This window comes from Micromonospora sp. KC606, from assembly GCF_004348675.1.
Taxonomy (GTDB): domain Bacteria; phylum Actinomycetota; class Actinomycetes; order Mycobacteriales; family Micromonosporaceae; genus Micromonospora.
Genome location: NZ_SMKN01000034.1, coordinates 1 through 21942 on the forward strand (window position 1 = coordinate 1; position 21942 = coordinate 21942).

The window sequence follows — 21942 nt, forward strand, 5'->3', positions numbered from 1 at the left end:
CGGCGGGCGAGGTCCGCCACGCCTCCGCCCCGAACGCGATCAGCGGCAGCTACCTCGTCGTCCTGAAGAGCGACGTCGTCGGCACCGCCAACACCCGCGCCGCCCGTACGGCCGTGCCGGACCGGGCCACCGCCCTGACGAAGCGGTACGGGGGCAGCGTCGGCGACGTCTACAGCGCCGCCATCACCGGCTTCAGCGCCAAGATGAGCGCCGCCCAGGCCCGCCGGCTGGCGGCCGACCCCGCGGTCGCCTACGTCGAGCAGGACCAGGTGCTCACCGTCCAGGCGACGCAGGCCAACCCGCCGTCCTGGGGTCTGGACCGGATCGACCAGCGCAACCTGCCGTTGAGCCGTAGCTACACCTACCCGAACACCGCCTCGAACGTGCGGGCCTACATCATCGACACCGGCATCCGGACCACCCACACCGACTTCGGTGGCCGGGCGACCTGGGGCACCAACACCGTCGACAGCAACAACACCGACTGCAACGGTCACGGCACCCACGTCGCCGGCACCGTCGGCGGCACCGCGTACGGCGTTGCCAAGGGCGTCCGCCTGGTCGCCGTCAAGGTGCTCAACTGCAGCGGCAGCGGCAGCACCACCGGCGTCGTCAACGGCGTCAACTGGGTGACCGCCAACGCCGTCAAGCCGGCCGTGGCCAACATGAGCCTCGGCGGCGGCGCCAGCACCACGCTGGACAACGCGGTGTCCAACTCGATCAGGTCCGGCATCACGTACGCGCTGGCGGCCGGCAACTCCAACGCCAACGCCTGCAACTCGTCGCCGGCCCGGGTCGCCGCCGGCCTCACCGTCGGCGCCACCACCAGCACCGACGCCCGTTCGTCCTTCTCGAACTACGGCAGCTGCGTGGACATCTTCGCCCCCGGCTCGAACATCGTCTCGGCGTACCGGACCAGCGACACCGCCACCAGCAGCCTCAGCGGCACCTCGATGGCCGCGCCGCACGTGGCCGGCGCCGCCGCGCTCGTGCTGAACGCCAACCCCTCGTACACCCCGGCGCAGGTGGGCAGCTACCTGACCGGCAACGCCACCACCGGCGTGGTGACCAACCCGGGCAGCGGCTCGCCGAACCGGCTGCTCTACATCGTCAACTGACGATCCGCGTTCCGCGCGGCCCGGTGGACGTCACCCCGTCCACCGGGCCGTGTCGCGTTGCCCGCTGCCTTCCGGCGATCAGCCGACCGGCAGCGCCGGAGCCGCCACCGGCGTGGCGGTCGGCTCGGCGGGCCAGGCGCGGGCCCGACCCTCGACGTGGACGCCGACCTCGGCGCCGACCGGCACCGGGTCCGCCTCGTCCCAGATCCGCGCGGTGACCCGGGTGCCGTCGGCCAGCCGCAGGGCGACCAGCGCATCGTGGCCGTGGAAGTCGTGGCGCAGCACGGTGGCGGTAACCGCCGCCCCGCCCGCGGCGGGGGTCAGCCGCAGCTGCTCCGGCCGGAGCAACACCGTCACTGGGCCGTGCGCCGCGCCGATGATCGGCAGGATTCCCAGCGGGGTGCGGGCGGTGTCGCCGGAGGCGACCGCCGGCAGCAGCACCGCCTCCCCGACGAACCCGGCCACCCACTCGTCCGCGGGTTCGCGGTAGAGCGTGGTCGGTGGGGCTGCCTGCACCACCCGCCCGGAGCGCAGCACCACCACCCGGTCCGCCACCGACAGGGCCTCACCCTGGTCATGGGTGACCAGCACCGCGGTCGCGCCGTCGGCGCGCAGCGCTTCCCGGATGTCGTGCCGCAGCCCGGCCCGCAGCCCGGCGTCCAGCGCGCTGAACGGCTCGTCCAGCAGCACCAACGACGGCCGCGGCGCGAGCGCCCGAGCCACCGCGACCCGCTGCTGCTGGCCGCCGGAGAGCTGGTGCGGCATCCGGTCGCCGTACCCGGCCAGCCCGACCAGGGCCAGCACCTCGTCGACCCGGTCGCCGCGCCGGGCGGCCCGATCCAGGCCGTACCCGATGTTGGCGGCCACCGTCAGGTGCGGGAAGAGCGCGCCCTCCTGCGGCACCACGGCGATCCGGCGGCGGTGCGCCGGCAGGTGGCGGCCCGGGCCGGCCACCTCCCGCCCGTCGACCTGGACGGTGCCGGCGTCCAGCCGCTCGAAGCCGGCCAGGCAGCGCAGCAGGGTGGTCTTGCCGCAGCCGGACGGGCCGAGCACCGCGGTCAGCGCACCAGCCGGGACGGTGAGGTCCACCCCGTCCAGCGCGGTCACCGGGCCGTACCGTTTCCCGACGCCGGCCAGCACGACCTCACTCATCGGGCCTCCTTGTCGAGCAGGCCGCCCCGGGCGACCAGCCACCAGGTCGGCAGCGCCGAGATGGCCACCAGCAGCGCGGCGTACGGCGCGGCGGCGGCGTACGCCCCGACGGAGGTGGCCGTCCACAGCTCGGTGGCGAGGGTGTCGGTGCCGGTCGGTCGGAGCAGCAGGGTGGCCGGCAGTTCCTTCATGCCGGTGAGGAAGACCAGGGCCGCCCCCGCCCCGATCCCGGGCAGGGTCAGCGGCAGGGTGACGGTGCGCAGCACCGCCAGCGGCCCACGCCCGAGCGAGCGGGCCACCTCCTCCAACCCGGGCGGGGCCTGGCCGGCGGCGCCCGCCACCGCGCCGACGGCCAGTGGCAGGAAGAGCGTGGCGTAGGCGAGCGCCAGCAGCCACGACGTCTGGTAGAGCGGTCGGGCCACGGTGATGCCGAAGAAGATCAGCGACAGTCCGATCACCACGCCGGGCAGCGCGTGGGCGAGGTAGGCGAGCCGGTCCAGCACGGTCGCCAGCGGGCCGGGGGCGCGGGCGGTGAGCAGCCCGAGCGGCAGGGCCAGCAACATGGTCAGGGCGGCGCCGGCCAGCGACAGCCAGAGCGAGTTGCCGGCGGCTGCGGCGACCTCGGCCAGCGCGCCGGGGCGGGACACCCCGCCGACCAGCCGGCGGGCCAGGCTGACCGCCGGCACCCCGAGCGCCAGCCCGGCGACGCCGAGCAGCGCCGCCAGGGCTGGCCAGCGAGCCGGGCCGAGCCGCCGCCGGGTGGCCGGGCGGCGGGCCCCGCCGAGGCGGGCGTACCGGGCGCCGCGCCGCCGGGTCGCGGTCTCGCCGGCCAGCAGCAGCACGGTCAGCGCCACCAGGACGCTGGAGAGCACCAGCGCGCCGGTGCGGTCGAAGCCCAGGTCGAAGGCGACGAAGATGGCCCGGGTGAAGGTGTCGGTGCGCAGGATCGACACCGCGCCGAAGTCGGCCAGCACGTAGAGCGCGACCAGCAGCGCCCCGGCGGCGGTGGCCGGGCGGATCTGGCGCAGCGTGACGTCGGTGAAGGTGCGCCAGCCGCCCCGGCCCAGCGAGCGGGAGACCTCCTCCTGCGCCGGGTCGGCGCCCTTGAGCGCGGCGGCGACGGGCAGGAAGACGTACGGGTAGGAACAGAGGGTCAGCACGAGCGCCGCCGGCCAGAACCCTTCGAGGCGGTCGACGGTGGAGACCCAGGCGAACGCGGCGATGTAGGTGGGCACGGCCAGCGGCAGCGCGGCGAGCACCGCGAAGAACCGTCGCCCGGGCAGGTCGGTGCGGGTGACCAGCCAGGCGGTGGCCACCCCGAGCACCACGCAGGCGATGGTGACCACGGTGGCGAGCCCGAGACTGCGGGCGGCGAGCAGCGCGACCCGCTCGGTCCACAGTTGCGCGCCGAGCCGCCCGACGCCGGCCTCGGCGGTGCGCACCGCGAGATAGACCAGAGGGATCAGGGCCACGGCGACCGCGGCGGTCGAGGCCGCGAGCAGGGCCGGGCGGGGGGCCAGCCGACGCGCCGACTCGCGTACGCCGATCCGGGCCGGCCCGATCCGGGCCGGCCCCGCGTCGGGGGTGGTGGTCATGCTCAGGGCACCAGGCCCGACTCCGTGATCATCTTGATGGTGGCGTCGAGCGTGTCCAGGTCGTTCAGGTCGATGTCGGGCGTGTCCAGGTCGGCCAGCGGCGGCACCCCGGCCGGCGCGGCGACACCGGTCACCACCGGGTACTCGAAGGTCTGCTCGGCGAAGTACTTCTGCGACTCCGGGTTGAGCAGGAAGTCGACGAAGGCCTTGGTGTCCGGGTCCTCGGCGGAGCGCTTGAGCACGCCGACGCCGGCGACGTTGACCAGCGCGCCGGTGTCGCCCCCGGGGAAGAAGTGCAGCTTCACCCTGAGCCCGTCGGGCGTGGTGCCCTTCTCCTTGGCGACCTCGCCGACGTAGTAGTGGTTCACCAGGCCGACCGGGATGGTTCCGTTGTCCACGTCCTCGACGATCTTGACGTTGTTGTCGCGGATCTGGGGCTCGTTGGCCCTGAGGCCGGTGAGGAAGTCCTTGGCCTTCTGGTCGCCGTGCTGCACCCGGACCGCGGTGACGAACGCCTGGAACGAGGCGTTGGTCGGGGCGAGGCCGATCTTGCCCCTCCACTTCGGGTCGGTCAGCTCGAACACCGACTTGGGCAGCTCGGTGGCGGGCACCGCGTCGGCGTTGTAGGCGAGCACCCGGGACCGCGCGCTGACGCCCACCCACTGGCCGGTGCGGGCCCGGAAGGACTGCGGCACCTTCTCCAGGTCGGCGGCGGGCAGCGGGGCGAACATGTCGCGCTTGGCGACCGCGCCGAGGGCGCCGGCGTCCTGGGCGAAGAAGGCGTCGGCGGGGGACTTGTCGCCCTCCTCGAGGAGCTGGGCGGCGAGCTGCGCGGTGGTGGCGTACCGGGTCTTGACCGTGATTCCGGTCTGCTCGCTGAACCTGTCCAGCAGCGGCTTGACCAGGGTCTCGTTCCGGCCGCTGTAGACCGTGATCGTCTTGTCGCCGGGCTTGCCCGGATCCCCGGCGTCGTCGCCGGAGCCGCAGGCGACCAGGCCGAACGAGAGCAGGCCAGCGACGGCGACGGCCGCGAGTGGCCTGCGGGCGGGGATGGGCACGGTGTACTCCTTCCAGCTCGTTCGACGGGCGCCCGCCGATCGGCCTGAAGTTAGCACAGCCTAACCTCACACCGTATCGGCCCTGGTGGCGGGCGGGATGGACGACACACCGATGGGCTCCCCGGCCGGTCTTGTCGGGCTGGTGCCGGAAGGTCGGCACGAGGGCTGCGCCGTGCGGGCATACACGCTCCGTCACGCCAGCGGGCGGGGCGTCGGTGCCTTCTCGTGCCGCTCTGCTCTGCTGCCACCGGCGCGACAGAGGCGTTGACCGGCGTTTCGCGGCACTGGTGCTGCGGTTTGCCTGCGAGGGCGGCTACTTTGGGTGATCGTAGCGGCGATGGCGGCAGAGAGGGAGCGAGCGGTGGGCCTGGTCAACCGGCTCGGGTCGTTCCGGGGATGGCGCCGCGCGAGAACGGGGCGGGTGCCCCGGTCGAGCTGCCCCGGTTCCGGCGCGGCACCGAGCGGGTGGGGTGCGGTGCTGACCCCCTGGGTGCGGCCGCTGACGGTGCCCGGGCTGGTGATTCCGGCCCGGCGCGGCACCAACCTGATCATCGACGGACTCCGTGTGCGCCAAGCGGCGGTATCCCTTGCCGTGGACACCGCCGATCGGCGCAAACGGAGTCGATCACCGCGCCGGGCGGGAGCCGAGGCGGGTGGACGGCTGCTCGCCCGCATCGGCTGTCGCCGTCCGCTGAGCGGCGGGTGCCGGCGTCGGCACCGAGATCAGGTCAACGGCCAGCCAGCCCGGCGGGGTGCGGCATCATCAGGACATGGCGCTGTCCCTCCCGATCGATCCTGCCGCGAACGACCTGCTCAACCGCAGCCCGCTGGCCCTGCTCACCGGGATGCTGCTGGACCAGCACATGGTCTGACCGTGGAAAGTCTGCTTCCCACGCGTGGCCCTGTCGCCCCGCTACTGAGCCTGCTCCGCGCGTAGCTCGTCGGCCGCGAGGCGCACGTCCCGGAAATCGATGATCGCCTCAAGTGCCACCCGGATCAGCGTGGCCAGATCACCCCGGGAACACAGCAGGATGTCGGCGAGGACCCTTGGCTCGATCTCCAGGTCATTGGGATAGCAGTCGTGCCACGCCATGTCGGCCAGGTGCAGAAGATCGAGGGCGGCCTCGACGCGTTTCGGGCCGAAGAGGGCCTCGACCTCTGGGCGGCGTTCGCGGCGGCGCTGCTCACTGCCGATCGCCATCAATGTCTCCCTCGTGCTGACAAGACACTACGCGCGTCTGGGGATCTCCTGCTGATGTCCGTGTTCTCCTCGGACGCGTCAGGTGCGGCGTCGCCCGCAGCGTCCGAAGGACGCCACGCGGGTAAGTTTCCGCCACTGTAGGCCCTGGGTCGGACGAACCGACAGCCTGCGGCTCCGGTGACAGGAGCGCGGCTGGTGGGGGCCTCGTTCCGTACGGCGGTTTGTCTGCGGCCGGGAGGTGGCGTGGTGGCAGCATGGTCGCCATGGCGCTCTCCCTGCCGATCGATCCTGCGGCGAACGAACTTCTTAATCGGAATGCTCTGGCACTCGTCCTCGGGCTCGTGTTGGACCAGCAGATTCCGATGGAGAAGGCGTTCTGCTCGCCGTACCTGCTGTCCCAGCGGCTCGGCCACGACCTGGACGCCCGGGAGTTGGCCGGGTTTGACCCGGATGCGCTGCTGGAGATCTTCGCCCGGCCGCCCGCGTTGCACCGCTTCCCGAAGGCGATGGCCGCCCGGGTGCAGGAGTTGTGTCTGGCGCTGGTCGACCGGTACGACGGCGACGCCGTCCGGCTGTGGGCCGACGCCGCCGACGGCGTGGAACTGCTGCGCCGTGTCGGTGAACTGCCCGGATTCGGCAGGCAGAAGGCGCAGATCTTCGTGGCCCTGCTCGGCAAGCGGTACGACGTCCGTCCGGCGGGCTGGCGTGAGGCAGCCGGCGGGTACGGCGAGGAGGGCGCGTTCCGGTCGGTGGCGGACGTGGCCGACCCGGAGTCGCTGCGCCGGGTGCGCGAGTTCAAGCAGGCCGCCAAGGCCGAGGCGAAGGCCGCGAAGGGCTGACGCGCCGGCCTGGGCGGTTCAGCCTGCGCCGGGCCCAGGCGGCGTGGTAATTCGGGCGGCGCGGTGGTTCAGGCCGCGGTGGGCCGGGACAGTGACGCCAGCGCGCGCCGCACGTCGGCGAGCGAGACGGTGGCGGAGTCGTCCAGGTCGGCCAGCCCGGCCTCGATCCACTGTCGCATCAGGGTGGTGACGCCGATGCCCCTGGCCTCGGCGGCGGCCCGCACCCGCTCGTACGTCTCCAGCGGCAGGCGTACCGAGCGGCTGACCATCGGCACGTCGGTGTCGGGAGTGGGTAGTTCCGCCGGCTGACTCTCGTCGATCAGCTCGGCGAGCGCGTCGCCGCCGTCGTGGAACCGCTTGGTCGCCTCGTCACGGTGCATGGTGACCGTCCCCTCGTCGCCGGTCCCTCCGCACCGCCTCGTCGTAGCGCTTGGCCTCGACGTCGCTCAGCTCGCGGGCGGAGAGGATGTCCCAGTCGTTGTCGGTGCCGTCGGCCTCGGTGAGCAGCACGGCCAGTCGTCGGCCGCGGTGGGTGGCCGCGTAGACGACCATGACGTCGTCACCCAGGTGGCGGATCACCCGGCGGGTGCTGTGCAGCGCCTCCCAGACTTCCCCGGGCGTGACGTCGTAGACCCGCAGGTTGGCCAACGCCTCGGCGGTGAAGCTGAACCGGCTGCCCACGAGCGGAGCGTACCACGGACGTAACACGCATGCGATTCGAATGGATTGTCGCTGATCAAGGCCGACCGGTGACAGGATGGGGCGTACCCCTCGAGGAGGTCCGTGGTGAAGCGTCAGGCGTACCAGCCGATCCTGATAACCGACGCCTCCCGCAGCCAGGACGATCAGCTCAACAGCCGGCAGAAGCGCTACGTGCTGATGATGGGCGTCCGGGTGGCCTGCGTGATCGTCGGCGCGATCCTGGTCGGCACGCAGGCCCCGCTGCTCTGGCTCTGGCTGCCGCTGGTGGCGCTCGGGATGATCCTCATCCCGTGGCTGGCCGTGCTGCTGGCGAACGACCGGCCGCCGAAGGAGCAGCACCGGCTGGCCGGCAGGTTCCAGCCGCGCCGGCGGGACGAGACGCCGCCGATGAGCCTGGCCGCCGAGGAACACCCCCACAAGGTCATCGACGCCGAACCCTGACCGGCGTCGGGATTCCCGGGCGTGGTTGTCGCCCCGGAAACCTCCGAACGGTCAGGCCACCGGCCGGGCGCCGACCAGCGAGACCGCCCGGGCGCCCAGGTCGCCGGCGCGGGTCAGCGCCGCCCGTGGCGCCGCACCGGCCAGCCAGGCCGCCAGCAGTCCCGCCGCGAACGCGTCCCCGGCGCCGGTGACGTCGACCACCGCCACCCGCCGGGACGGCGTCACCGCCACCGTCGCGCTCCGGTCGCACCAGACCGCGCCGGCCCCGCCCCGCTTCACGACCACCCGCCGGGCCGAGGCCGACAACGCCCGCGCCTGCGCCTCCGGGTCCAGCCCGCCGGCCAGCACGCCGGCCTCGTCGGCGTTGACCAACAGCAGGTCGACGTCGCGTACCCAGGCCAGGAACGCTGCCGCGCCGGCCCGCCGCAGCGGCGTCGCGGAGGCCGCGTCCACGCTCGTGGTCAGGCCGCGGGCGCGCGCGGTGGTCAGCGCGGCCAGCCCGGCCGGTCGGGACGCGGCGTCCAGCAGCGGGTACCCGGACAGGTGCAGGTGGGCGGCGTCGGGTGACGCCGCCAGGCCCCGCTCGACGTGCCCGGCGGTCAGCCGCAGGTTCGCGCCACGCTCGGTGACCATGGTGCGTTCGTCACCGGTGGCCAGCACGATCACCGTGCCGGTGGGGACACCGGGATGTACCTCGACCACGCAGTCCACCCCGACCCGCTCCAGTTCGGCCACCCGGTCCCGGCCGGCGCTGTCGTCGCCGACCGCACCCACCAGGGTCACCGGTACGCCCTGCGCGGCGATCCAGGCGGCCGTGTTCGCCGCCTGGCCACCTCCGACGACCCGGATGGCCGCCCCGGTGTCCGAGCCGGTGGCGAGCGGTCCGGCCAGCACCGCCACCACGTCGGTGATCAGGTCACCGACCACCACGACCCGGGACGGGCGGGTCATGCCGGGTCGCGCCGGGCGGCGGCCACGGCGATCCGGCCGGCCAGGTCGGCGTTGCGCAGAATGATCCGTACGTTGACCGCCAGGCTCGCGCCCTCGGTGGCCGAGTGGAAGTGCGACAGCAGGAACGGCGTCACGGCCTTGCCGGTCACCCCGTGCCGGGCCAGCAGGGCCAGACCCTCGGCGAGGGTGCGGTCGTGCAACTCCGGGTCGAGCTGCTCGTCCACCGGCAGCGGGTTCGCCACGATCAGCCCGCCGCCGTGCACGCCCTGCCGCTCCCGGGCGGCGAGCACGTCCGCCACCTGCTCAGGGGAGTCCACCGACCAGTCCAGGTCGAAGCCGGCATCGGTGAGGTAGAAGCCGGGGAAGCGTCGGGTGCGGTAGCCGACCACCGCGACCCCGAGGGTTTCCAGCCGCTCCAGGGTGGCACCCACGTCGAGGATCGACTTGACCCCGGCGCAGACCACCGTGATCGGGGTGCGGGCCAGGGTGATCAGGTCGGCGGACTCGTCGAAGGTCTGCGCGGCCTCCCGGTGCACCCCGCCGAGCCCGCCGGTGGCGAACACGCCGATTCCGGCAGCCGCGGCCACCGCGCTGGTGGCGGCCACCGTGGTCGCCCCGTCCGCGCCGGTCGCGGCGGCCACCGCGAGGTCGCGAACGGAGAGCTTGCTCACCCCGTCGGCGGTGGCGAGCCGGGTCAACTCGGTGTCGTTCAGCCCGACGACCAGTTCGCCGCCGATCATGCCGATGGTCGCCGGGACCGCCCCGGCGTCCCGCACCGCCTGCTCGATCTCCCGGGCCACCCGTAGGTTGTCCGGCCGGGGCAGGCCGTGCGAGACGATGGTGCTCTCCAGGGCGACGACGGGACGGCCGGCGCGCAGTGCGGCGGCGACCTCCGCGCCGGGACGGATGTGGAAGTTGGTCACCTCGGTACCGTACGGCCGCCGTCGGGGCGGGCTGCGGTGGACCCGGCCCTTCCGACCTGCCAGACTAAAAAGTTGGAGGTGCGATGTGAGTACGCAGGTTCTTGAGCGTCCGGAACTGAAGGACGCCGACACCGGTCCCGAGATGTTCCACTACGTCCGCAAGGAGAAGATCGCCGAGAGTGCCGTCATGGGCACCTACGTGGTCGCGCTCTGCGGTGAGACGTTTCCGGTCACCAAGGCCGCGAAGCCCGGCTCCCCGGTGTGCCCGAAGTGCAAGGAGATCTACGACTCGTACGTCGAGTGATCCGAGGCAACCGCCCGGCCGCCCCACGTGACCTTCGGCGCTGACCATCTCCACCGTCCGCAGTGTGGCCGTGTGGGTCGAAGGGCCGCCGCTGGTTATGCTGAGTCGGCCTTCGCGGCACCCCATGCGCGAGGGCCTTTTCATGGGCGGCGGTACCCGTGGCCCTCGGCCGGGGTCCGCCATGGTGCGGTCGGAGAGGAGCTACGCGTGGCACCCCGGTTGCCGGCGCTCGACACGTTCCCACCCCTGCGCGCCTGGCAGCGCAGGGCGATGGTGGAGTACCTGCGCCGCCGGACCGAGGACTTCACCGCGGTCGCCACCCCCGGCGCCGGCAAGACCACCTTCGCCCTGCGGATCGCCGCCGAGCTGCTCGTCGACGGCACCGTCGAGGCGGTCACCGTGGTCGCCCCGACCGAGCACCTGAAGACCCAGTGGGCGCAGGCCGCCGCACGGGTGGGCATCCAGCTCGACGCCGCCTTCCGCAACGCCGACGTGCACTCCGCCGCCGACTTCCACGGCGCGGTCGTCACGTACGCCCAGGTCGGCATGGCTCCGCAGGTGCACCGGCGGCGCACCCTCACCCGGCGCACCCTGGTCATCCTGGACGAGATCCACCACGCCGGTGACTCCCGGACCTGGGGCGACGGGGTCAAGGCGGCCTTCGAGCCCGCGGTACGCCGCCTCATGCTGACCGGTACGCCGTTCCGCTCCGACGACAACCCCATCCCGTTCGTCAGCTACGAACGCGGCGGGGACAACTTCCTGCGCTCCCGCGCCGACTCGGTCTACGGCTACTCCGACGCGCTGCGCGACGGCGTCGTCCGGCCGGTGCTCTTCCTGGCGTACTCCGGGGAGACCCGGTGGCGCACCAGCGCCGGGGACGAGCTGGCGGCGCGCCTCGGCGAGCCGATGACCCAGGATCTCGTGGCGCAGGCCTGGCGTACCGCCCTGGACCCGGCCGGGGACTGGATGCCGCAGGTGTTGCGAGCCGCCGACGCCCGGCTGACCGTGCTGCGCAACGCCGGCATGCCGGACGCCGGCGGCCTGGTCATCGCCAGTGACCAGCAGAACGCCCGCTCGTACGCCAGGCTCATCGAGCGCGTCACCGGCGAGAAGGCCGCCGTGGTGCTCTCCGACGACGTGGGAGCGTCCGCCCGGATCGCGACGTTCGCGGCGTCCGAGCAGCGGTGGCTGGTCGCCGTCCGGATGGTCTCCGAGGGCGTCGACATTCCCCGGCTGGCCGTGGGTGTGTACGCCACCAGCGCCAGCACCCCGCTCTACTTCGCCCAGGCGATCGGGCGTTTCGTGCGTGCCCGCCGCCCCGGCGAGACAGCCTCGGTCTTCCTGCCCAGCGTGCCGCACCTACTCGGTCTGGCCAGCGAGATGGAGGCCGCCCGCGACCACGTCCTCGGCAAGCCCAAGGACCGTGAGGGCTTCGACGACGACCTGCTGGAACGCGCCCAACGGAACGAGCAGGCCAGCGGGGAGCTGGAAAAGCGTTTCACGGCGCTCTCCGCCACCGCCGAGCTGGACCAGGTCATCTTCGACGGGGCGTCCTTCGGCACCGCCGCCCAGGCCGGCACCCCGGAAGAGGAGGAGTATCTCGGACTGCCCGGGCTGCTCACCGCCGACCAGGTCTCCCTGCTGCTCACCAAGCGGCAGGCCGAGCAGCTCGCCGTCCAGCGACGCAGGGCCGCCGCCAGGGCCGGTGAGCCGGCCGCTACGGTCTCCGCACCGTCGCCCGCGCCGATGAGCGCCGCCCAGCGTCGGGTGGCGCTGCGACGCCAGCTGAACGCCCTGGTGGCCGCCCGGCACCACCGCACCGGGCAGCCGCACGGCAAGATCCACGCCGAGCTCCGCCGGATGTGCGGCGGCCCGCCCAGCGCCCAGGCGACGATCGAGCAGCTCGAAGAGCGCATCGCCACCGTCCAGACCCTCTGACCGCCGGTCCCGCCGAGCCGGGCGTCCAGCGGCCGGTCGTCCGGATCGGGGCGGTCGTCCCGGTCGGGGCCGGACGTCCGGATCGGAGGCCACGCCCGGTCGGGCGGCCCCACCCCGACATGTGAGCGTCCGAGTCGGGTGAGCTCCGAGTCGGTGCGCGCCGAATGCGGCATGGCGCGGCGTCCCAGGATGGGGTTACCGCGGCATGCCGCATCCGCAGTGGATCATGCCGGTCGGGCCGATGGGCTGCGGGTCGGCGCGCCCCGGGCGCGGAAAACCGACCGGAGGCGCCCTGTCGGGCCACCTCCGGTCGGCTATGTCGTCACTCTTGCGGTTTGCGGACTCAGTTCGCCATCAGATCGGCGCCACGCCAGCTGAACTCCGGGTCCGTCGCGTACTTCACGGTGATCTTGACGAGATCCTCCGCGTACTTGTTCGCGTGGTGCCCACAGAACACCAGCTCGCTCCCACCCGCCAGAGTGATCCGGAGCTTGCCGGCAGCATTGCAGCGGTCGCACCGTTCATCGGCGGCTGGGGGAGCCACCGTCTCGGGCGGCGGCGTGAGGGTCGGGGTCATCGCCTTCCTCCTCTGGTCGTCACCGATGAACACTCTCTTCGGTCGTTGCTCACCCATCGTGCAACACCCTTGCCAGGCCCTGCCTTCCCTGTGTGCCCCCGGGCGACGGAGGTCACACCTGGCAGGAAGACAGTGTGCCGTGTGCCAAGGGTGCCACGTCAACGATCACAAACGGGCAATCGACCGATTACCTTTGAGTGTTCTACGGCTGGTGATCAAACCGACACGGCTGGTTGACGGACGGGGGTCAGTCCAGGTAGTCGCGCAGCACCTGGGATCGGGACGGGTGTCGGAGTTTCGACATCGTCTTCGACTCGATCTGCCGGATCCGCTCCCGGGTCACCCCGTACACCTGGCCGATCTCGTCCAGCGTGCGGGGCTGGCCGTCGGTCAGACCGAAGCGCAGGCGTACCACGCCCGCCTCACGCTCGGAGAGCGTCTGCAGCACCTGCTGGAGCTGGTCCTGCAGCAGCGAGAACGAGACGGCGTCGACCGCCACCACGGCCTCCGAGTCCTCGATGAAGTCACCGAGCTGGCTGTCGCCCTCGTCGCCGATGGTCTGATCGAGCGAGATGGGCTCCCGAGCGTACTGCTGGATCTCCAGCACCTTCTCGGGTGTGATGTCCATCTCCTTGGCCAGCTCCTCCGGAGTGGGCTCGCGGCCCAGGTCCTGGAGCAGCTCGCGTTGGATCCGGCCGAGCTTGTTGATCACCTCGACCATGTGCACCGGGATGCGGATGGTGCGGGCCTGGTCGGCCATGGCGCGGGTGATCGCCTGGCGGATCCACCAGGTGGCGTAGGTGGAGAACTTGTAGCCCTTGGTGTAGTCGAACTTCTCGACCGCGCGGATCAGCCCCAGGTTGCCCTCCTGGATCAGGTCCAGGAAGGCCATGCCGCGGCCGGTGTAGCGCTTGGCCAGCGAGACGACCAGCCGCAGGTTGGCCTCCAGCAGGTGGTTCTTGGCGCGCTCGCCGTCGCGGGAGATCCAGAGCAGATCCCGCTGCATCTCGCGGGTGAGCTTCTCCTCGCCCTCCTCGGCCGCGCGCAGCCGCTCGGCGGCGTAGAGCCCGGCCTCGATCCGCTTGGCGAGTTCCACCTCCTGCTCGGCGTTGAGCAGCGGTACCTTGCCGATCTGCTTGAGATAGGCCCGGACGGAGTCGGCGGACGCGGTCAGCTCGGCGTCCCGCCGGGCCTGCTTGAGCGCCTCGGACTCCTCGTCGTCCCACTCGAAGTCGTTGTCGCTGGCGGAGTTGGCGGCGTCGGTCTCGGCGGCCTGGGTCAGCTCGGCCGGCTCCTCGACCACCACGTCCTCGATCTCGGCCGCGAGCGCCTCGGGGTCGATGTCACCCTCGGCCCCCTCGCCCTTGGTCTTCCCGGCGGCCTTGGTCGCGTCGGCGGCGGCCACGGTCGCCTTGGTGGCGCGGGTGGACCTGGTCGCCTTCGCGGCCGGCGCGGCGGCCTTGGTCACCCCGGCGGCGGGGGCGGCCTTGCGGGCCGTCGCCTTGCGCGGGGCCGGCGCCGGGGACTCGTCGGCGGCGGGCGCCTGCTTCGGGGCGGGCGCGGCGGCCTTCTTGGTGGTCTTGGCGGTGGTGGCCCGCGACGCCGGCGTGGCGGACCGGGCGGCGGCGACCCGGCGGCGGGTGCTGGCCGAGCCGTCCACGACCACGGTCACTCCCGCCTCGGAGAGCGCCCGCAGGATCTTCTTGGCCTGGGCCGGGGTCACCTCGGCGGACTCGACGGTGCGCGCGAGCTGGGCCGACGTCAACTGACCGCCCGCGCTCTGCGCGTGCGCGATCAGAGTGTCGGTGAGCGAGCGAACGTCGGCGCCGGTCTGGCGGGGTTCTGTCACGAATGACCTTCCGGAGGCGAAGAGCGAGCACGGCCGGGTCGTCCGGCGCAGCACGGGGCACCGTGCCGGGCGATGTCGTTGAGAGACCCCCGTGTCCCCGGCCCGCCGTTCGGCGGCGGTCCGTGGCGCGTGGGCAGGGTGAATTGTAACGCCGTCTGCGGCGATCATCCTGCGGCGCACGGCGTACCGGCGGCGGGACCGCCGATTCGGCGCAGTTGTGGACTTTGTAAGGATGATAACCGCGCGCGCGGCGGGAAGTCCCGATCAGCGCGGGAAGGGGACGAATCATGAGTCGTTCGGCGCCGGCGCCGACGGAACTGCTGGAGATCGCGGTCGACGTGGCCCGGGAGGCGGCGGACACCGCGTACCGGATGCGCGCGGAGGGGGTCTCGGTCGCTGCGACCAAGAGCACCGTCACCGACGTGGTCACCGCCGCCGACCGGGCGGTGGAGCGCCAGGTCCTCGACGCCCTGGCCAAGCTCCGCCCGGACGACGCGGTGTTGGGCGAGGAGTACGGCGCGGGGGAGGGCGCGGGCTCCGGTGTGCGCTGGATCGTCGATCCCATCGACGGCACCGTCAACTACCTCTACGGCATCCCGTACTGCGCGGTCTCCCTGGCCGCCGAGGTCGACGGCGAGGTGGTCGCCGGAGTGGTCCGGAACCTGTACACCGGTGAGGAGTGGACCGCCACCGCCGGCGGCGGAGCCTGGCGGGACGGGCGACGGCTGCGCTGCTCCACCGAGACCGACCTGGGTCAGACGCTGGTCGCCACCGGATTCGGCTACGACTCGGCCCGGCGGGCGCACCAGGCCCGGGTGGTCGCCGGGTTGATCCCGCACGTGCGCGACATCCGACGCCAGGGCGCCGCCTCGCTGGACCTCTGCCTGGCCGCCGAGGGCCGGGTCGACGCGTACTACGAGAAGGGCCTGGCCGCCTGGGACCTGGCGGCGGGCGGACTGGTCGCGGCCGAGGCGGGGCTGCGGGTCACCGGACTCGGGGGCCGCCCGGCCGGGCCGGATCTGGTGATCGCCGCGCCGCCGGCGCTGTTCGCGCTCCTGCACGACCGGCTCGTCGCCCTGGACGCCTCCGGCGGCCCGTGACCGCGGCTGCGACGTCGACGGGTACCCGACGGCGGTGTCCCGCACGTGGGACACCGCCGCCACCGCGATCGGGAGCTGCCTACCGGTCGACTGGCATCGGGCAGGTGCCGTCCGGCGCCCTCGGGGCGCCCAGGTCGCCGAGGGACTGGTTGACCTCGGTGGTGGTGGCCAGCTGCTGGAAGCCGCTGCCGAGCACGACGTCGACCGTGTCGTCGTCACGCTCGGCGTCGAAGTCCTGATGGGCATTGTCGAGGAAGTAGGCCCGCAGCAGGTGCGCCGAGCCCACGCCCTTCGGGCCGTACCGCAGCACCGCCACGCGGTCGATCTGCTTCTTCTCGTCGGCGACCTTCTTGACCTGGAACTGCCGGTTGCGGAACTCGTCGGCGACCTCGCGGGCCAGGCCGGGACGGTCCGTGGCGTTGAGCACGTTGAGCTTCACGTCCTTGCGCTCGCGCAGGGCCACGTCGGCCAGCGGCCAGCCCTCGGGACAGCCGCCGTTGGCACCCGCCCCGCGCTGGCTGTCCTTGACGATCGCGACCACCACGAAGACCAGGGCGACCACCGCCAGCAGACCGACGACGACGAGTGCTCGCACTCGCGCAAAGCTCATCTGGGCGCTCCCGGACAGTGGTGGGTGGCGGCGGCCGACGGTCGGACCCCGCCGGCCGTCGGGTACGCCGCTGAGGTTAACGGGTGTCCGACCGTCGCGTGGAAACAGTCCGACATGCCGGCGCGCCACCCGGGAAGCGGGTACTACTACCCCTATCTTCGTGTCGCCTGAGTCACATTGGGAACAACTCAGGGCGCTGGGGCGTACATCTCAGCCGCGAGGGCGGTATACATGCCTCGCCCGGAGGGGGGTAAGGTTCCGCGCTCGCCGGGGAGTCCTCTGGCGGCACCGGCCCGAACGGCCGTCGGGTCGGGTGACCGACACACGTGGTGGCCGGCCAGTGGGAACCGAAACAACGTCGCCCGGCGTTATCACCGGCAGCGACAATATCGATATGGGAGAGTGAACCGATGGCCACCGACTACGACGCCCCGCGTCGCGACGAGGTCGACCTCGGCGAGGACAGCCTGGAAGAGCTCAAGGCCCGGCGGGTCGACTCACAGTCGGGCGCCGTGGACGTCGACGAGGCCGAGGTGGCCGAGAGCTTCGAGCTGCCCGGCGCCGACCTGGCCGACGAGGAGCTGACCGTCAAGGTCCTACCGATGCAGCAGGACGAGTTCCGGTGCGGCCGATGCTTTCTCGTCCACCACCGCAGCCAGCTGGCCGTCGAGCGCAACGGCGACCTGATCTGCCGCGAGTGCGTCTGAACCCGTGCCGGGCGGCGGCCTCCCCGACGGGGCCGCCGCTGCCGTCCCGCTGCCGTGCCGTGCGCGCGCGGCGGGAAGCTGCTTGACTCGTTGACGGGCGGTCGGCACGCCGACCCAACCTCGGGAGGTCGAGCGGATGAGTGGACGGACGGGCCGGTCCGAAGCGGACGGCCCTCGTGACGGCGGGCAGCCGCAGCCGGACGGCGCGGCCGGCGTGACGCCGGCGGTTCCGCGGTCGGGCCGGTCAGCGGATGGAGCCGACCTTTCCGGTGCCGGGGCGACGCCCACCGACACCGACCGGTCCGGTGCCGGGGCGACGCCGGCCGAGACCGACCAGGCGGGTGACGATCTGGGCGCGACGGTCGCGGCGCTGACCGCCGACGACATCGAGCCCGCGCGTCGCCGTCAACTGCTCACCCGGCTGGTGGGGCAGGCCCGCTCGCGCGGGTTGGCCGACCTGTTCAAGCCGAAGGCCGCGCTGCGCTGGATGGCTGACACGGTCGCCGACATCGCGCCGCACGTGCCGGTCCGCGACCTGGCCACCCTGCGCCGGCACTTCCCCGGCCTGGACGACGAGGCACTCGCGGAGCGGCTGGTCCGCAACGCGAGCCGGGCGACCGCCGGGGTGGGCGCGGCCGGCGGTGGAGTGGCCGCGGTCGAGTGGGCCGTCACTCCCGCACTGCTCTCCGCGCCCGTGCTGCTGGCCGCCGAGACCGTCGCCGTCGTGGCGGTCGAGCTGAAGCTGATCGGCGAGCTGCACGAGGTGTACGGCGTGCCGCTGCCCATCGGCGGCACCCAGCGGACGGTCGCCCTGGTGCAGTCCTGGGCGAGCCAGCGGGGGATCAACCCGATGGTGCCCGGGGTGGGCGTCGGCGCGGTGCTGGGCACCGCGGCCCGCAAGGAACTGCGGGACAGCCTGCTCAAGCGGTTCGGCCGCAACCTCACCACGCTCGGCCCGTTCCTGACCGGCGCGGCGGTCGCCAGCTACCTCAACCGCCGGGCCACCCGCGCCCTGGCCGACCAGCTCCGACGGGACCTGCGCCGGCAGCGTACGGCGCTGGGCGGCGGGCGCCCCGCCCTGCCCTGACGCTCAGCCGGCGTCCCGGGCCGCCAGGACCGCACCGGCCAGCTCGGCTGGACGCCGGCTGCTCACCACCCAGAACGGGGTCGGGTCGGCCGGGTCGTCCAGGACCACCTGCACCGCGCCGGCGACCCAGGGGCGTTGCACCACGAAGGCGAGCGGATCGGCGCCGACACCGAGCACCTCCCGCCGCCCGGTCGCGTCCAGCGGGATCGCTTCGGTCACATACCGCACGGGCAGGCGGGCGTCATCGACCCACAGTTGCCCGTCGCGCACCTCCACCCGTACCCGGCCCAACCACCACAGCCCCAGCGCGGTGGCCGGCGGCAGCACCACGAACGGCAGCCACGCCCGGACCCCGGACGCTCCCATCCACACCTCGACCGCGAGCAGCGTGGCCAGCGCCAGACCGGCCAGCCAGAACCACCAGGGCAGCCCGAGCCGCTCGGAGTACCGCCCGGCCGACGTGGTGCGCGGCGCCGGCGACGGCGGGGAAGACGACAGGCTCACTCCTGGAAGGGTACGGCGCGCGACGGGCCGCCGACCCGGCAGGATGGCAGGACCACCCCGCGAATCGGACGGAAGAGGGAGACCGTGACCCACGTCGTACCCGTGCCCGTACGGCAGCTCGATCCGCAGCTGCCGCTGCCCGCGTACGCCCATCCCGGCGACGCCGGCGCCGACCTGGTGGCCGCCGCGGACGTCGAACTTCCCCCCGGCGGCCGGGCCCTGGTGCCCACCGGCGTGGCGCTGGCGCTGCCCGAGGGGTTCGTGGGCCTGGTCCACCCCCGCTCGGGGCTGGCCGCCAGACTCGGTGTGACGGTGCTCAACGCGCCCGGTACGGTCGACGCCGGCTACCGGGGTGAGATCCTGGTCAACCTGATCAACCATGATCGGGACACACCGGCGAAGATCTCCCGTGGCGATCGGATCGCGCAGCTCGTTGTGCAGCGCGTGGAACGGGCCGAATTCCAGCCGGTGGCCGAGCTGCCCGGGTCCCCGCGCGGGACCGGCGGACACGGTTCGACCGGGGGGCACGCCGGGCTGGTGCCGCCCCCCGGCGACCCGATCGGGTGGTCCGAGATCGCCGACCGGGCAGGCGGACAGACGGAAGAGGTGGCAGGGTGAGTGCGAACAGCGGAGGGTGGGCGAAGTGATCTTCAGCCGGAAGCGGGCCGGTGCCGCTCGTGACGAGCGGGCCACCGAGGTCCTCGACTCGTACGACGCCGAGGGGGCGGCGGCCCCGGCGCGCGGTCCCTACGACATCTCCGAGGCGCCGGACGACGTGCAGCGGCTCGACCTGGGCAGCCTGCACATCCCGGCGGTGCCGGGTGTCGAGGTCCGGGTCCAGGCCGATCCGCAGGGTGTGATCCAGCAGGTCGTGCTGGTGCACGAGGAGAACGCCCTCCAGCTCGGGGTCTTCGCCGCGCCGAAGACCGAGGGCATCTGGGACGAGGTGCGCGAGGAGATCCGCCGGTCCCTGTTCGCCGACGGCGCCGCCGCCCAGGAGGTGCCGGGCGAGTACGGCATCGAGCTACAGGCCCGGGTCCGCACCCCGGACGGCCTCACCGACCTGCGGTTCGTCGGCGTGGACGGGCCCCGCTGGATGGTCCGTGGCGTCTTCCAGGGCGCCGCCGCCACCGACGCGGCCGCCGCGGGACCGCTCGCGGCCTGCCTGGAGGGCCTCGTGGTCGACCGCGGGCAGGAGGCGAAGCCGGTCCGGGAGCCGCTGCCGCTGCGGCTGCCCCGCGAGGTCGCCGACCAGGAGCCCGACGCCGAGGGCAGCACCGCGGCGCCCGCCCCCCGGGAGGCCTGACCGGCCGGCGCCACATAATCGTCAACGGGCCCGACGCCGTCCCACCGACGGCGTCGGGCCCGTCGCCGGGTGGGGGAGACGGCGGTCCGCTCTCTGGGGAAGCGGCGTACGCTGGCGGGACGGTCCCGGCGTTCGGGGCCGGGCCGGCAACGGCGTGGTCCGGTCAGCGTGGAGAGGGTGGCGCGGAGGTCATGTCGACCGACGAGAGCCGAGGGTCGCTTCGGCGGATCCTGCGACGGTTCACCGCGAGCGAGGCCGAGATCGAGGCGCAGGAACTCCAGCGCGAGAGCGCCGAGTCCGGCGGCACGCCGGCGCGGCAGTGCTGCCGGGGCGAGGTGGTGTCGGTCACCGGGCGGCTGCGTACCGTGGTCTACACCCCCCGGACGAACCTGCCGACCCTGGAGGCGGATCTCTACGACGGCAGCGACGTGGTGACGCTGGTCTGGCTGGGCCGGCGACACATCGCCGGCATCGAGCCGGGCCGGCACCTGACCGCCCGGGGCCGGGTGGCCGTCCGCGACGACCGCAAGGTCATCTACAACCCGCACTACGAGCTGGAGTCGCCGAAGTGACGACCGGACAACCCCCGGCCGCCGAGCCGCGTACCGCCGCCGTGGACGACGAGAAGATGCCCAGCATCGCCGAACAGATGGCCGACCAACTCGGTGGCTGGCGGGGGTTGGTCGAGTCCAGTGTCCCCGTGGTCGTCTTCGTGGTGGCCAACATCGTCGGCGAGCTGCGCCCCGCGGTGATCGCCTCGGTGGGTGTCGCGCTGCTGATCGCCGTGGTCCGGCTGGCTCAGCGGCGTCCGGTCCGGCACGCGCTCAACGGGCTGTTCGGCATCGGCGTCGGCGCCGCCATCGCCTGGCGGACCGGCGACGAGCGGGACTTCTACCTTCCCGGCATCCTCTACGGCATCGCCTACGGGGTGGCCCTGCTGGTCTCGGCGGCGATCCGGCAGCCGATCGTCGGGTGGATCTGGTCGGTGCTGGTCGCCAAGGGGCGCTCCGAATGGCGCGACGACCCGCGCCTGGTGCGAACCTTCACCCGGCTCACCGTGCTCTGGGGCGTGGTGTGGCTGGCGAAGGTGGGCGTGCAGGCCGGGCTCTACCTGGCCCACCAGGACACCGCGCTGGGGGTGGCCCGGCTGGCGCTGGGCTACCCGCCGTACGCGCTGCTGCTGCTGATCACGGTCTGGGTGGTCCGCCGGGAGACCCGGCAGACCGTGCCGCAGCCGCTGTCCGGCACCTGACCGGCCCGCCGCGGCTCAGCGCCCGCCGCGGCTCAGCGCCCGCCGCGGGTCCGCTCGACGCTGTCCGGCCCGAGGATGACGGCGCGGACCTCGTCCTCGACGTCGGCGGTGCACACGAAGACCAGCTCGTCGCCGGCCTCGATCGGGTCGTCGGGGCTCGGCACCAGCACCCGCTTGCCGCGGACGATCGCCACCAGGGCGGCGTCCCGGGGGAGCGGTACCGCGTGGATCGGCTGGCCGACGTACGGCGCGGTCGGCGGCAGGGTGATCTCGACCAGGTTCGCCTCGCCCTGCCGGAAGGTCATCAGCCGAACCAGGTCACCGACGGTGACCGCCTCCTCGACCAGTGCGGCCATCACCCGTGGCTTGCTGACCGCCACGTCGACGCCCCACTGTTCGGTGAAGAGCCACTCGTTCTCGGCCCGGTTCACCCGGGCGACCACGCGGGGCACCGCGAACTCGGTCTTGGCCAGCAGCGAGACCACCAGGTTGACCTTGTCGTCGCCGGTCGCCGCGACCACCACGTCGCAACCGGCGATGTTGGCCTCCTCCAGGCTGGCCAGCTCGCAGGCGTCGGCCAGCACCCAGTCGGCGGCCGGCACCCGGTCCGGGCGGAGCATCCGGGGCTGGCGCTCGATCAGCATCACCTGGTGGCCGTTGTCGATCAGCTCCTGCGCGATCGAGCGGCCCACGTTCCCGGCGCCGGCGATGGCGATCCGCATGGC

Annotated in this window: 25 protein-coding genes; 12 read left to right on the forward strand and 13 right to left on the reverse strand. The window is 73.1% G+C overall.

Features of this window, described 5'->3' with window-relative positions; translation table 11 throughout:
* Nucleotides 1-1118, forward strand: a 1118-nt coding sequence (locus tag E1193_RS10565; protein WP_132182654.1) for a S8 family peptidase, incomplete at its 5' end; no start/stop codon positions are given.
* A 78-nt stretch (nucleotides 1119-1196) separates the two neighbouring features.
* Here the strand turns inward: E1193_RS10565 and E1193_RS10570 are convergent.
* The 4 genes from E1193_RS10570 to E1193_RS10590 form a co-directional block, all read right to left on the reverse strand.
* Nucleotides 1197-2270, reverse strand: a complete 1074-nt coding sequence (locus tag E1193_RS10570) for an ABC transporter ATP-binding protein (RefSeq protein WP_132182656.1) — start codon at nucleotides 2268-2270, stop codon at nucleotides 1197-1199.
* Nucleotides 2267-3865, reverse strand: coding sequence for an iron ABC transporter permease (locus E1193_RS10575; RefSeq protein ID WP_132182658.1), 1599 nt, complete (start codon nucleotides 3863-3865; stop codon nucleotides 2267-2269). Before E1193_RS10575 ends, E1193_RS10570 begins: the two co-directional genes overlap by 4 nt.
* A gap of 2 nt (nucleotides 3866-3867) precedes the next feature.
* The gene (locus tag E1193_RS10580) at nucleotides 3868-4917 is read right to left on the reverse strand and encodes an iron ABC transporter substrate-binding protein (RefSeq protein ID WP_132182708.1); all 1050 of its coding nucleotides are present in this window, start codon (nucleotides 4915-4917) and stop codon (nucleotides 3868-3870) included.
* Between the two features lie 919 nt (nucleotides 4918-5836).
* Entirely contained in the window at nucleotides 5837-6124 is a 288-nt protein-coding gene (locus E1193_RS10590) for a hypothetical protein (RefSeq protein WP_132182660.1), read from the reverse strand.
* A 263-nt stretch (nucleotides 6125-6387) separates the two neighbouring features.
* On the opposite strand from E1193_RS10590, the gene E1193_RS10595 reads away from it, so the two are divergent.
* A complete protein-coding gene (locus E1193_RS10595) occupies nucleotides 6388-6963 on the forward strand; it encodes an HhH-GPD-type base excision DNA repair protein (protein WP_207922652.1) in 576 nt (191 codons plus the stop codon).
* Between the two features lie 68 nt (nucleotides 6964-7031).
* On the opposite strand, the gene E1193_RS10600 is transcribed toward E1193_RS10595, so the two are convergent.
* Together E1193_RS10600 and E1193_RS10605 are read right to left on the reverse strand one after the other, a co-directional pair.
* The gene (locus tag E1193_RS10600) at nucleotides 7032-7343 is read right to left on the reverse strand and encodes a hypothetical protein (protein WP_132182664.1); all 312 of its coding nucleotides are present in this window, start codon (nucleotides 7341-7343) and stop codon (nucleotides 7032-7034) included.
* A complete protein-coding gene (locus tag E1193_RS10605) occupies nucleotides 7333-7644 on the reverse strand; it encodes a hypothetical protein (protein WP_243707482.1) in 312 nt (103 codons plus the stop codon). The genes E1193_RS10600 and E1193_RS10605 overlap by 11 nt, the downstream gene beginning before the upstream one ends.
* A 105-nt stretch (nucleotides 7645-7749) precedes the next feature.
* Here E1193_RS10605 and E1193_RS10610 point away from each other — a divergent pair, with 105 nt between their 5' ends.
* A complete protein-coding gene (locus E1193_RS10610) occupies nucleotides 7750-8106 on the forward strand; it encodes a DUF3099 domain-containing protein (protein WP_132182712.1) in 357 nt (118 codons plus the stop codon).
* 51 nt (nucleotides 8107-8157) lie between these two features.
* Here E1193_RS10610 and E1193_RS10615 read toward each other — a convergent pair whose 3' ends face one another.
* Both E1193_RS10615 and E1193_RS10620 read right to left on the reverse strand, forming a co-directional pair.
* Entirely contained in the window at nucleotides 8158-9057 is a 900-nt protein-coding gene (locus E1193_RS10615) for a PfkB family carbohydrate kinase (protein ID WP_132182666.1), read from the reverse strand.
* Complete coding sequence (locus E1193_RS10620; protein WP_132182668.1) at nucleotides 9054-9980, reverse strand: pseudouridine-5'-phosphate glycosidase; 927 nt, start codon at nucleotides 9978-9980, stop codon at nucleotides 9054-9056. Before E1193_RS10620 ends, E1193_RS10615 begins: the two co-directional genes overlap by 4 nt.
* 85 nt (nucleotides 9981-10065) lie before the next feature.
* Between E1193_RS10620 and E1193_RS10625 the strand changes: the two genes are divergently transcribed.
* Together E1193_RS10625 and E1193_RS10630 are read left to right on the forward strand one after the other, a co-directional pair.
* A complete protein-coding gene (locus E1193_RS10625; RefSeq protein WP_132182670.1) occupies nucleotides 10066-10284 on the forward strand; it encodes a DUF3039 domain-containing protein in 219 nt (72 codons plus the stop codon).
* A 207-nt stretch (nucleotides 10285-10491) separates the two neighbouring features.
* On the forward strand, nucleotides 10492-12225 hold the full coding sequence (locus E1193_RS10630; RefSeq protein WP_132182672.1) for a DEAD/DEAH box helicase: 1734 nt from the start codon (nucleotides 10492-10494) through the stop codon (nucleotides 12223-12225).
* Between the two features lie 343 nt (nucleotides 12226-12568).
* On the opposite strand, the gene E1193_RS10635 is transcribed toward E1193_RS10630, so the two are convergent.
* Both E1193_RS10635 and E1193_RS10640 read right to left on the reverse strand, forming a co-directional pair.
* A complete protein-coding gene (locus E1193_RS10635) occupies nucleotides 12569-12802 on the reverse strand; it encodes a hypothetical protein (RefSeq protein ID WP_088964796.1) in 234 nt (77 codons plus the stop codon).
* Between the two features lie 247 nt (nucleotides 12803-13049).
* Complete coding sequence (locus E1193_RS10640) at nucleotides 13050-14651, reverse strand: RNA polymerase sigma factor (RefSeq protein ID WP_132182674.1); 1602 nt, start codon at nucleotides 14649-14651, stop codon at nucleotides 13050-13052.
* A 287-nt stretch (nucleotides 14652-14938) separates the two neighbouring features.
* Here E1193_RS10640 and E1193_RS10645 point away from each other — a divergent pair, with 287 nt between their 5' ends.
* A complete protein-coding gene (locus tag E1193_RS10645; RefSeq protein ID WP_132182676.1) occupies nucleotides 14939-15751 on the forward strand; it encodes an inositol monophosphatase family protein in 813 nt (270 codons plus the stop codon).
* A 79-nt stretch (nucleotides 15752-15830) separates the two neighbouring features.
* Here the strand turns inward: E1193_RS10645 and E1193_RS10650 are convergent, their stop codons facing one another.
* Complete coding sequence (locus E1193_RS10650) at nucleotides 15831-16346, reverse strand: LytR C-terminal domain-containing protein (RefSeq protein WP_207922657.1); 516 nt, start codon at nucleotides 16344-16346, stop codon at nucleotides 15831-15833.
* Between the two features lie 425 nt (nucleotides 16347-16771).
* On the opposite strand from E1193_RS10650, the gene E1193_RS10655 reads away from it, so the two are divergent.
* The gene (locus tag E1193_RS10655; protein ID WP_067315205.1) at nucleotides 16772-17068 is read left to right on the forward strand and encodes a DUF4193 domain-containing protein; all 297 of its coding nucleotides are present in this window, start codon (nucleotides 16772-16774) and stop codon (nucleotides 17066-17068) included.
* 136 nt (nucleotides 17069-17204) lie between these two features.
* Nucleotides 17205-18155, forward strand: a complete 951-nt coding sequence (locus E1193_RS10660) for a hypothetical protein (protein ID WP_243707483.1) — start codon at nucleotides 17205-17207, stop codon at nucleotides 18153-18155.
* Nucleotides 18156-18158: 3 nt separating this feature from the next.
* On the opposite strand, the gene E1193_RS10665 is transcribed toward E1193_RS10660, so the two are convergent.
* A complete protein-coding gene (locus E1193_RS10665) occupies nucleotides 18159-18659 on the reverse strand; it encodes a DUF3093 domain-containing protein (protein ID WP_207922653.1) in 501 nt (166 codons plus the stop codon).
* A gap of 84 nt (nucleotides 18660-18743) precedes the next feature.
* Here E1193_RS10665 and dut point away from each other — a divergent pair, with 84 nt between their 5' ends.
* The 4 genes from dut to E1193_RS10685 all read left to right on the forward strand — a co-directional run bounded on the left by dut (nucleotide 18744) and on the right by E1193_RS10685 (nucleotide 21217).
* Nucleotides 18744-19277 carry a dUTP diphosphatase gene (dut, locus tag E1193_RS10670; protein WP_132182682.1) on the forward strand — a complete coding sequence of 178 codons (534 nt, stop codon included), beginning with the start codon at nucleotides 18744-18746 and terminating at the stop codon, nucleotides 19275-19277.
* A 25-nt stretch (nucleotides 19278-19302) separates the two neighbouring features.
* Nucleotides 19303-19965: a DUF3710 domain-containing protein gene (locus tag E1193_RS10675; RefSeq protein ID WP_132182684.1), complete on the forward strand. Its 663-nt coding sequence runs from the start codon at nucleotides 19303-19305 to the stop codon at nucleotides 19963-19965.
* Between the two features lie 191 nt (nucleotides 19966-20156).
* Entirely contained in the window at nucleotides 20157-20537 is a 381-nt protein-coding gene (locus E1193_RS10680; RefSeq protein ID WP_132182686.1) for an OB-fold nucleic acid binding domain-containing protein, read from the forward strand.
* Nucleotides 20534-21217: a DUF3159 domain-containing protein gene (locus E1193_RS10685; protein ID WP_132182688.1), complete on the forward strand. Its 684-nt coding sequence runs from the start codon at nucleotides 20534-20536 to the stop codon at nucleotides 21215-21217. The genes E1193_RS10680 and E1193_RS10685 overlap by 4 nt, the downstream gene beginning before the upstream one ends.
* 32 nt (nucleotides 21218-21249) lie before the next feature.
* On the opposite strand, the gene E1193_RS10690 is transcribed toward E1193_RS10685, so the two are convergent.
* On the reverse strand, nucleotides 21250-21939 hold the full coding sequence (locus E1193_RS10690; protein ID WP_132182690.1) for a TrkA family potassium uptake protein: 690 nt from the start codon (nucleotides 21937-21939) through the stop codon (nucleotides 21250-21252).
* Between the last annotated feature and the right edge of the window lie 3 nt (nucleotides 21940-21942).

Excerpts from the sequence above, each read along its gene's own strand:
- E1193_RS10680 (WP_132182686.1), top strand. The coding sequence starts at position 20,157 with ATGTCGACCGACGAGAGCCGAGGGTCGCTTCGGCGGATCCTGCGACGG.
- E1193_RS10600 (WP_132182664.1), bottom strand. The coding sequence starts at position 7,343 with ATGCACCGTGACGAGGCGACCAAGCGGTTCCACGACGGCGGCGACGCG.
- E1193_RS10660 (WP_243707483.1), top strand. The coding sequence starts at position 17,205 with ATGAGTGGACGGACGGGCCGGTCCGAAGCGGACGGCCCTCGTGACGGC.
- E1193_RS10690 (WP_132182690.1), bottom strand. The coding sequence starts at position 21,939 with ATGCGGATCGCCATCGCCGGCGCCGGGAACGTGGGCCGCTCGATCGCG.
- E1193_RS10570 (WP_132182656.1), bottom strand. The coding sequence starts at position 2,270 with ATGAGTGAGGTCGTGCTGGCCGGCGTCGGGAAACGGTACGGCCCGGTG.
- E1193_RS10575 (WP_132182658.1), bottom strand. The coding sequence starts at position 3,865 with ATGACCACCACCCCCGACGCGGGGCCGGCCCGGATCGGGCCGGCCCGG.
- E1193_RS10635 (WP_088964796.1), bottom strand. The coding sequence starts at position 12,802 with ATGACCCCGACCCTCACGCCGCCGCCCGAGACGGTGGCTCCCCCAGCC.
- E1193_RS10615 (WP_132182666.1), bottom strand. The coding sequence starts at position 9,057 with ATGACCCGCCCGTCCCGGGTCGTGGTGGTCGGTGACCTGATCACCGAC.
- E1193_RS10645 (WP_132182676.1), top strand. The coding sequence starts at position 14,939 with ATGAGTCGTTCGGCGCCGGCGCCGACGGAACTGCTGGAGATCGCGGTC.
- E1193_RS10655 (WP_067315205.1), top strand. The coding sequence starts at position 16,772 with ATGGCCACCGACTACGACGCCCCGCGTCGCGACGAGGTCGACCTCGGC.
- E1193_RS10595 (WP_207922652.1), top strand. The coding sequence starts at position 6,388 with ATGGCGCTCTCCCTGCCGATCGATCCTGCGGCGAACGAACTTCTTAAT.
- E1193_RS10590 (WP_132182660.1), bottom strand. The coding sequence starts at position 6,124 with ATGGCGATCGGCAGTGAGCAGCGCCGCCGCGAACGCCGCCCAGAGGTC.